Source organism: Caballeronia sp. BR00000012568055 (assembly GCF_029439455.1).
Lineage (GTDB): Bacteria > Pseudomonadota > Gammaproteobacteria > Burkholderiales > Burkholderiaceae > Caballeronia.
This window is the reverse complement of record NZ_JAQFVG010000125.1, coordinates 1602-2051: the sequence shown is the minus strand read 5'-3', so window position 1 is coordinate 2051 and position 450 is coordinate 1602. Positions and strand designations below refer to the sequence as shown.

The following is a 450-nucleotide window of genomic DNA, read 5'->3' as shown; positions in this document are numbered from 1 at the left end:
TTGAGATAAGCCTCTACGGGATCGGAAAGGTCGCCGTAGTCAATTTCTTTGAGACGTTTCAGCCTCAGGATTTCCTGACGAAGCCGCAACGAGTGAGGTGTCTGGTCCCAGGGTCTGGCCGCCCTGAGCGGGCCGATTTCCTCACCGCTGGCGAGAAACGCCGTCACGACACGCATGTCCTCGGGATCGAAATATATTCGCAACGGCTTGCCGATCCGGCCGGACGCTTCTCCGAGCACGCCACTGGAATACCGGACTCCGTAAAGGTTGACATAGGGACGCACGCCGCGACGCAGGTTGCCGCGAACAATGGCCTCATGAACGGGCTGCAGCAGCATGAGGTTTTGCCGGTAGCGTTCGGCAAGTGTTCGCCATAGGCCGCCGGGTTTCTGGGCGAAATGCTGCATCATCTCAATGGGCGAACGCCCGCCCAGGCCGTCATGCGGTGTT

At 59.8% G+C, this 450-nt stretch carries 1 pseudogene; it reads right to left on the bottom strand.

The window, feature by feature from the left end:
- Positions 1-450 (bottom strand): annotated as a pseudogene (locus tag P7F28_RS07650) (integrase); the annotation flags it as partial.